Below are 5,587 nucleotides of genomic sequence, written 5' to 3'. Positions count from 1 at the left end.
TTAATTAATTAGTTAATTAACTACATAGTTTATATTACCACACGACGGCCCAAGGGATACAGCGAATGAACCTGAATGACTGGCGCAATAAATGGGCGTCTTTGCAGGATCGATTCGGCGAATCACGAGTCAACGCAGTCGCCTGGATCATTCTTGTTGGCCTGGCGTCGATCGCTGTGCGTCTACTGATGGCGTACGAATTCGACACATCCGCCCTGCTCTACGTCGGTATCCCCTACATTATCTCCTTGGTGATCGTTCTCTACCGTCCAGTGAAAACCAACGAGAAGTGGTGGCATCAATACAGAGATCACTCCCTTACCGCGCTATCCGTATTCCTAGCCAGCTCGATCGTCCTTTTCGAGGGATTCGTTTGCGTCGTCTTCTTTTTGCCGATTTACTTCTTGGTCGTGTCAATCGCATTTGTGTTTCGTTGGGCTGGCGTGTCACGAGCGCGCAAACATGGAAACACCTATGCCGTCGTTTTACCCATCCTGGTTTTGGCATCGTCGTTAGAGGGCACCACCGACACGCTCACAGTGCCGCGTGACAGTCATGTCGTTGTGACCAAGACGACCAACCTCAGCGCCGAGCAAGTGATGGACAATATCGCTCAACCGTTCGATCTGCGTAAAGATCGAAATTGGATGCTCGCTCTTTTCCCTATGCCTTATGAAATCGAGGCTGGATCACTGAACCCCGGTGATGTGCATTACGTGCGAACGCGTTATCACCGATGGTTTGTTACCAATACGCATGAAGGCGAATTACATCTGCAGATCGTTGACGTACAACCCAACAGGATCCGTACGACGTTTCTTCACGATACGACCTTTTTCTCTTCTTATCTCACTCCGCTTGGCACGGAAATCACGCTAACTGAGCTCGGCCCTGATAAAACAGAGATCTCTTTGCGAATTGACTATCGGCGGAAACTCGATCCCGCCTGGTATTTCCATCCATTACAGCAGTACGGCGTGTCGCAAATGGCCGACTTTCTCATCGATGAGGTGATGATTCGTGAGCAGCAATAACTGCGAATACGTCAATCCGCGGATTGACTACTTCGACCAACCAGGGCGAGCAGACCACGGTGACGTTCGCGCGGACCCGATCAAGATTGCTTGGGTAGGTTCAATGCTAACGCTTGGAACACTCGGCAGCGCCGTTACGATCACACCCGGCGCCGTCGCACTGTTCATCGGCTTCACTGCATTCACGCTGTGTTTCGGCCACTCCCTTGGTATGCATCGTCGGTTCATACACCGTAGCTACGCATGCCCGAAATGGCTTGAATATTTCTTTGTTCATCTCGGCGTTCTGGTCGGCCTAGCTGGCCCACTCGGTATGCTACGCACCCACGACACGCGCGACTGGGCGCAGAGGCAATCCGACTGCCACGACTACTTTTCACACAAGGAAGTCTGGTACCGCGATCTTTGGTGGCAGCTATTCTGCTCGATAAAACTAGTGAACAACCCGCAGATAAGAATTGAGAAAGACATCGAGCAAGATCGCATTTACCTGTGGATGGAAAGAACCTGGATGTTGCAGCAAGTGCCTTGGGCCGCACTCTTCTATTGGCTGGGCGGTTGGTCGTGGGTCTTCTGGGGAATTTGCTCGCGCACAAGCATCTCAATCCTTGGTCATTGGCTAATTGGATACTTCGCCCACAATAGCGGTGATCGCGATTGGCACGTCACCGGTGCCGCCGTGCAGGGCTACAACGTTCGATGGTGCGCGCTACTAACAATGGGCGAAAGCTGGCACAACAATCATCATGCTTTTCCGGGCTCAGCGCGCCTAGGATTAAAAAGCGGCCAGTGGGATCCGGGTTGGTGGGTGTTGCAGGTTTTAGCGAAAATCGGACTGGTCCATAACATCGCGACAACCGACGTTCTGAGCGATCGAATAGATCTGATTTCGATCGAAAATTGATGCGTTTCAAGGCGCAAGCATCAACACTGGACGCCGGTGGCTGGGAAAACAGCGTCGTCGCCAACATTCAGCACAAAACGATTCTCGCTGCTAACTACCGCCGAACGCTGCGCGACGCGCACTGCCTTTCGCCATCGACCGCGCTGGGCAGCGCGCCCGCAATTAATTGAACACTCTTCTTTGAAATTTAGGCGCTTAGACTAAGCGGCGTAAGCACCTTGACAGCTCAATCTATCTTGACTCCAAACGACGTTAGAGGCGCTGATTGCCCTCGGCGTAGGCGCGTTGCACGGAAGACGGATCCCAAAACAACACGCCAATTCCTCGGTATTGTTCAAATTGTGTAACGCGCGTTCCCTCATCCGTCTCTTCCAAGCGCCAGGTGTGATCGAAGGTCAGTACACCCGGAATGCCGCCGACTTGATTGAGCGTCGAATTTGGCACCACCTTGCGTGCTTTGGCTTGGACGTTCGTCGTGCTCCCGTCGTCATTTTTCATCACGACCGCCAATGTCTCACCTTCGATGAACCGACCGTTCACCTCGATCAATATAGGATTCCAAGATGGATAGGAGTCTGGATCCGTAATCGTGGACCCTACCTCTGTAGGGTTTGCGGCTATCGCCAATTCCGCACGCACCGACTTTCGACTGAAAAACGCCAATGCCGCGAGAATCACAAGCAATAGGATAACGGCAATAAGCCATTTGGATGTCATTGCGAATCCTCCTCTTTCGTCAAGTGCTGATCAAACCAGTCGGCGAACACCGCCGGTTCCCGACCGATGTAGTCATACGCCGCAAAACGACTCGCTTCGAGATCTAGCATGCGCTGCGCTTTCTCAACAGTTAGCGCATCGTAATAATCTTGCACCATCGACAAGTCGGTCCATGGGTCGTTTTTGTTTTGAATCAGCAGCGTGGGCACCGAAACCTCAGCTGCATCATCGATAAAATTTGGCTTACCGATATCAAATCCCAACCGTGTTTGCGAGACTTTCGCACCAGATCGTAAAAGAAACTCTGGCATGCCGAGCGCCTTAACAAAGTGACGGTATAAAAGCGGCTGCACGGCCACTAGCGCTTTGACCTGCGCCCGGCTCTGAAGGCTGTCAGCCAGACCATACGCATATGTGGTTGATGCCGCGCCCATGCAAATGCTAAGCAATCCGATCGTCGCGTTACGGAACTCTTGCCGCCCGGTCACGTAATCGACAGCGGCGATCACATCTTGGGCCTACTGTGGCCCCCAACTCACCCATGGAATTGGCCCCAGATCACTCTGCCCATGGCCGCGCAAGTCGTACATCAGCACCGAATACCCCATCTGAGACAAAGACTTTGCCTGCCGCAAAAATTGGATATCTGACTTCCAGGGCGCGATCGGACCTTTGCCTTTACGAGACCATCCGCCGCGATTGCACTGCACACCAAAATGACTCTGAACAATGACCCGATCGGTACCGCCTTTGATCAACCATCCGCGCAGCGTCACGTTGTCGGCTGTTTTAAACTCTACATCTTCGTATTCGAGATCGTGCGCTTCTGGCGTATCAAATAATGGTGACTGATAAGGCTTAATCATCATATTCGACACGAATTTGCCGAGGACATTCATAGTGGACACACTCCGCTTATTTGTTTGGATACCTATTAAAAGTAATCGGCTGGGGCATCGCTGACGAGACACCGCAATCCCATGGCAGTAACGAGCAATCGCTATGCCACCATCGTGCCGATTAGTCGGTCGAACATTCGATCGCTTAGCACGCGGCGAGCAAAAAGAATCGGCTTAGCGAGTTTTCCGGCTACGTACCGAGTTTTGGGACGACGCGCATTGATCGCTCGTACGATGGTCCGCGCAATGACATCCGGCGGCGAGCTGCCACTTGGCCGCGATTCCATGTCGCGGGCCATTTTCGCCAAACCATGAGCGAGCTGCCTATAGGGGCCGTCGCCTGAACGTTCCAACATCGGCCCGACAAAAACGTCGTTGAACTCAGTAGCAATAGCACCGGGCTCAATGATCACAACGTCAATGCCAAACTGAGCCACCTCTGTACGCAAACAATCACTCCACCCTTCCAGCGCATGTTTGGTCGCGTGGTACCAACCGCCAAGGGGCACGTATATTCTTCCGCCGACTGAAGAGACATTGATGATCTTGCCAAACCGATTTTCGCGCATAGTCGGCAGAACTAACTGCGTGAGTCGCGCTAGACCAAATAGGTTGACGTCAAACTGGTAGCGTGCGTCGTCGAGCGTGGTCTCCTCGACGGATCCTTGAGTACCAAATCCAGCGTTGTTAATCAGGATATCGACGCCACCTTGTTCATCACGAATGGTGTCAACCACCGCCGTGATATCGGTCTCACTGGTGATATCCATTTTCAACGGGCGACAGCCCAATGCTTTCAGATCGTCCATGTTTTCGATTCGCCGCGCCGCCGTATAGACGATGTGACCTTCGTGAACCAGACGTTTGGCCGTCTCTTTGCCAATGCCCGCCGAGGCACCCGTAATCAAAACCGTCTTGCGTTTCATTTTCCTTGCTTCCTTTGTAAGTAAACTATACGGTGTAGTTTACATGGAAAGCTAGAAAAGTAAACTGTTCGGTGTAGATTTTCTTACCGTAACCTGCTAGATTTGCATAACCCTATGATTGAAATGAAAAAAACAAGAAGCCAACTCAAACGCGAAGCGATACTCGACGCGGCGAAACGCGCCTTTCTCGAATACGGCGTGCATGGGACCAGCATGGATAAGCTCGCTGCATTAGCGAGCGTGTCAAAGCGCACGGTCTACAACCACTTCTCTAATAAAGAACAGCTCGTGCTACACCTGTTGTCTGAGCTATGGACGCAATCCATGGTGGACGTTGATGTGGACTACAACCCCAAAGCCGGGCTTAGGGAACAGCTTCTGCACCTTGTCGAAGCCGAAATTAATCTGGTTTCGGGCACAGAATTCCTCGGCCTCTCGCGCGCGGCGGCGGGCTACTATCTTTTTAACGAGGAAAAATTGCAGGACGCCATGACCGAATTTCCAACCGACTCCACAGCGCTGCATCGATGGATAAACGCCGCCATGGCGGACGGTAAACTTCGATCTGCCGATATCGATGTGGCGTTTAATCAGCTGCATAGTTTGGTTAAGGGCGTGTGCTACTGGCCGCAGCTTCTCGGATATGAAGCTGGATTATCGAAGGAAGAAAAAACACGCCTTGCGAGTGAGTCGGTGGATCTTTTTCTCGCCTACTATCAGGTCAATAAGTAGTGGTCAGGCGGTGCATTGATTCGGCGATTGATTCAACGTATTAAACTCAACGTATTAAAAATGAAAAAGGGTGAAGCTCTGATTGAACTTCACCCTTTTTGCTTTGGCGCGCCCGGAACGATTCGAACGTCCGACCGCCTGGTTCGTAGCCAGGTACTCTATCCAGCTGAGCTACGGGCGCATTTAAAACTGTCTCTCATCGTTCCGCCTTGTGAACGATTGATGTAAATCGCGATAACGCGATTTACACCCTGCGGGCTTCGCCGCTTGCGCGGCTCGTCGTTAATTGCTTTGCAATTAATCGAACGTCCGACCGCCTGGTTCGTAGCCAGGTACTCTATCCAGCTGAGCTACGGGCGCATTTAAAACTGTCTC

General features: G+C 52.0%; 8 protein-coding genes and 1 tRNA gene. 4 read left to right on the top strand and 5 right to left on the bottom strand.

Features of this window, described 5'->3' with window-relative positions:
• Window positions 1–65 precede the first annotated feature (65 nt).
• From AAF465_17160 to AAF465_17150, 3 genes are read left to right on the top strand one after another with little or no spacing between them, the layout of a single operon-like run.
• Window positions 66–1,034: a hypothetical protein gene (locus AAF465_17160; GenBank protein MEM7084454.1), complete on the top strand. Its 969-nt coding sequence runs from the start codon at window positions 66–68 to the stop codon at window positions 1,032–1,034.
• Window positions 1,021–1,938: an acyl-CoA desaturase gene (locus tag AAF465_17155; protein MEM7084453.1), complete on the top strand. Its 918-nt coding sequence runs from the start codon at window positions 1,021–1,023 to the stop codon at window positions 1,936–1,938. The genes AAF465_17160 and AAF465_17155 overlap by 14 nt, the downstream gene beginning before the upstream one ends.
• Window positions 1,938–2,108: a hypothetical protein gene (locus tag AAF465_17150; protein ID MEM7084452.1), complete on the top strand. Its 171-nt coding sequence runs from the start codon at window positions 1,938–1,940 to the stop codon at window positions 2,106–2,108. Before AAF465_17155 ends, AAF465_17150 begins: the two co-directional genes overlap by 1 nt.
• An 82-nt stretch (window positions 2,109–2,190) precedes the next feature.
• Here the strand turns inward: AAF465_17150 and AAF465_17145 are convergent, their stop codons facing one another.
• The 4 genes from AAF465_17145 to AAF465_17130 all read right to left on the bottom strand — a co-directional run bounded on the left by AAF465_17145 (window position 2,191) and on the right by AAF465_17130 (window position 4,480).
• On the bottom strand, window positions 2,191–2,655 hold the full coding sequence (locus AAF465_17145; GenBank protein MEM7084451.1) for an SRPBCC family protein: 465 nt from the start codon (window positions 2,653–2,655) through the stop codon (window positions 2,191–2,193).
• On the bottom strand, window positions 2,652–3,164 hold the full coding sequence (locus AAF465_17140; protein MEM7084450.1) for a hypothetical protein: 513 nt from the start codon (window positions 3,162–3,164) through the stop codon (window positions 2,652–2,654). Before AAF465_17140 ends, AAF465_17145 begins: the two co-directional genes overlap by 4 nt.
• A gap of 9 nt (window positions 3,165–3,173) precedes the next feature.
• Window positions 3,174–3,554 carry a hypothetical protein gene (locus AAF465_17135; protein ID MEM7084449.1) on the bottom strand — a complete coding sequence of 127 codons (381 nt, stop codon included), beginning with the start codon at window positions 3,552–3,554 and terminating at the stop codon, window positions 3,174–3,176.
• A gap of 101 nt (window positions 3,555–3,655) precedes the next feature.
• On the bottom strand, window positions 3,656–4,480 hold the full coding sequence (locus AAF465_17130) for an oxidoreductase (protein ID MEM7084448.1): 825 nt from the start codon (window positions 4,478–4,480) through the stop codon (window positions 3,656–3,658).
• 123 nt (window positions 4,481–4,603) lie between these two features.
• Between AAF465_17130 and AAF465_17125 the strand changes: the two genes are divergently transcribed.
• Window positions 4,604–5,212 (top strand): TetR/AcrR family transcriptional regulator, encoded by a 609-nt coding sequence (locus AAF465_17125; GenBank protein MEM7084447.1) that lies wholly within the window; start codon window positions 4,604–4,606, stop codon window positions 5,210–5,212.
• A 104-nt stretch (window positions 5,213–5,316) separates the two neighbouring features.
• Here AAF465_17125 and AAF465_17120 read toward each other — a convergent pair.
• A tRNA-Arg gene (locus AAF465_17120) sits at window positions 5,317–5,393 on the bottom strand.
• Window positions 5,394–5,587: the final 194 nt, after the last annotated feature.

It is taken from the genome of Pseudomonadota bacterium, from assembly GCA_039028935.1.
In the GTDB taxonomy this organism is placed as follows: domain Bacteria; phylum Pseudomonadota; class Gammaproteobacteria; order Steroidobacterales; family SZUA-146; genus SZUA-146.
Note: the sequence above shows the minus strand (reverse complement) of the source record. Positions and strands in the feature narration are given on the sequence as shown.

Coding starts and splice junctions, on each gene's coding strand:
- AAF465_17135 (MEM7084449.1), bottom strand. CDS start 3,554: ATGAATGTCCTCGGCAAATTCGTGTCGAATATGATGATTAAGCCTTAT.
- AAF465_17130 (MEM7084448.1), bottom strand. CDS start 4,480: ATGAAACGCAAGACGGTTTTGATTACGGGTGCCTCGGCGGGCATTGGC.
- AAF465_17125 (MEM7084447.1), top strand. CDS start 4,604: ATGAAAAAAACAAGAAGCCAACTCAAACGCGAAGCGATACTCGACGCG.
- AAF465_17160 (MEM7084454.1), top strand. CDS start 66: ATGAACCTGAATGACTGGCGCAATAAATGGGCGTCTTTGCAGGATCGA.
- AAF465_17145 (MEM7084451.1), bottom strand. CDS start 2,655: ATGACATCCAAATGGCTTATTGCCGTTATCCTATTGCTTGTGATTCTC.
- AAF465_17150 (MEM7084452.1), top strand. CDS start 1,938: ATGCGTTTCAAGGCGCAAGCATCAACACTGGACGCCGGTGGCTGGGAA.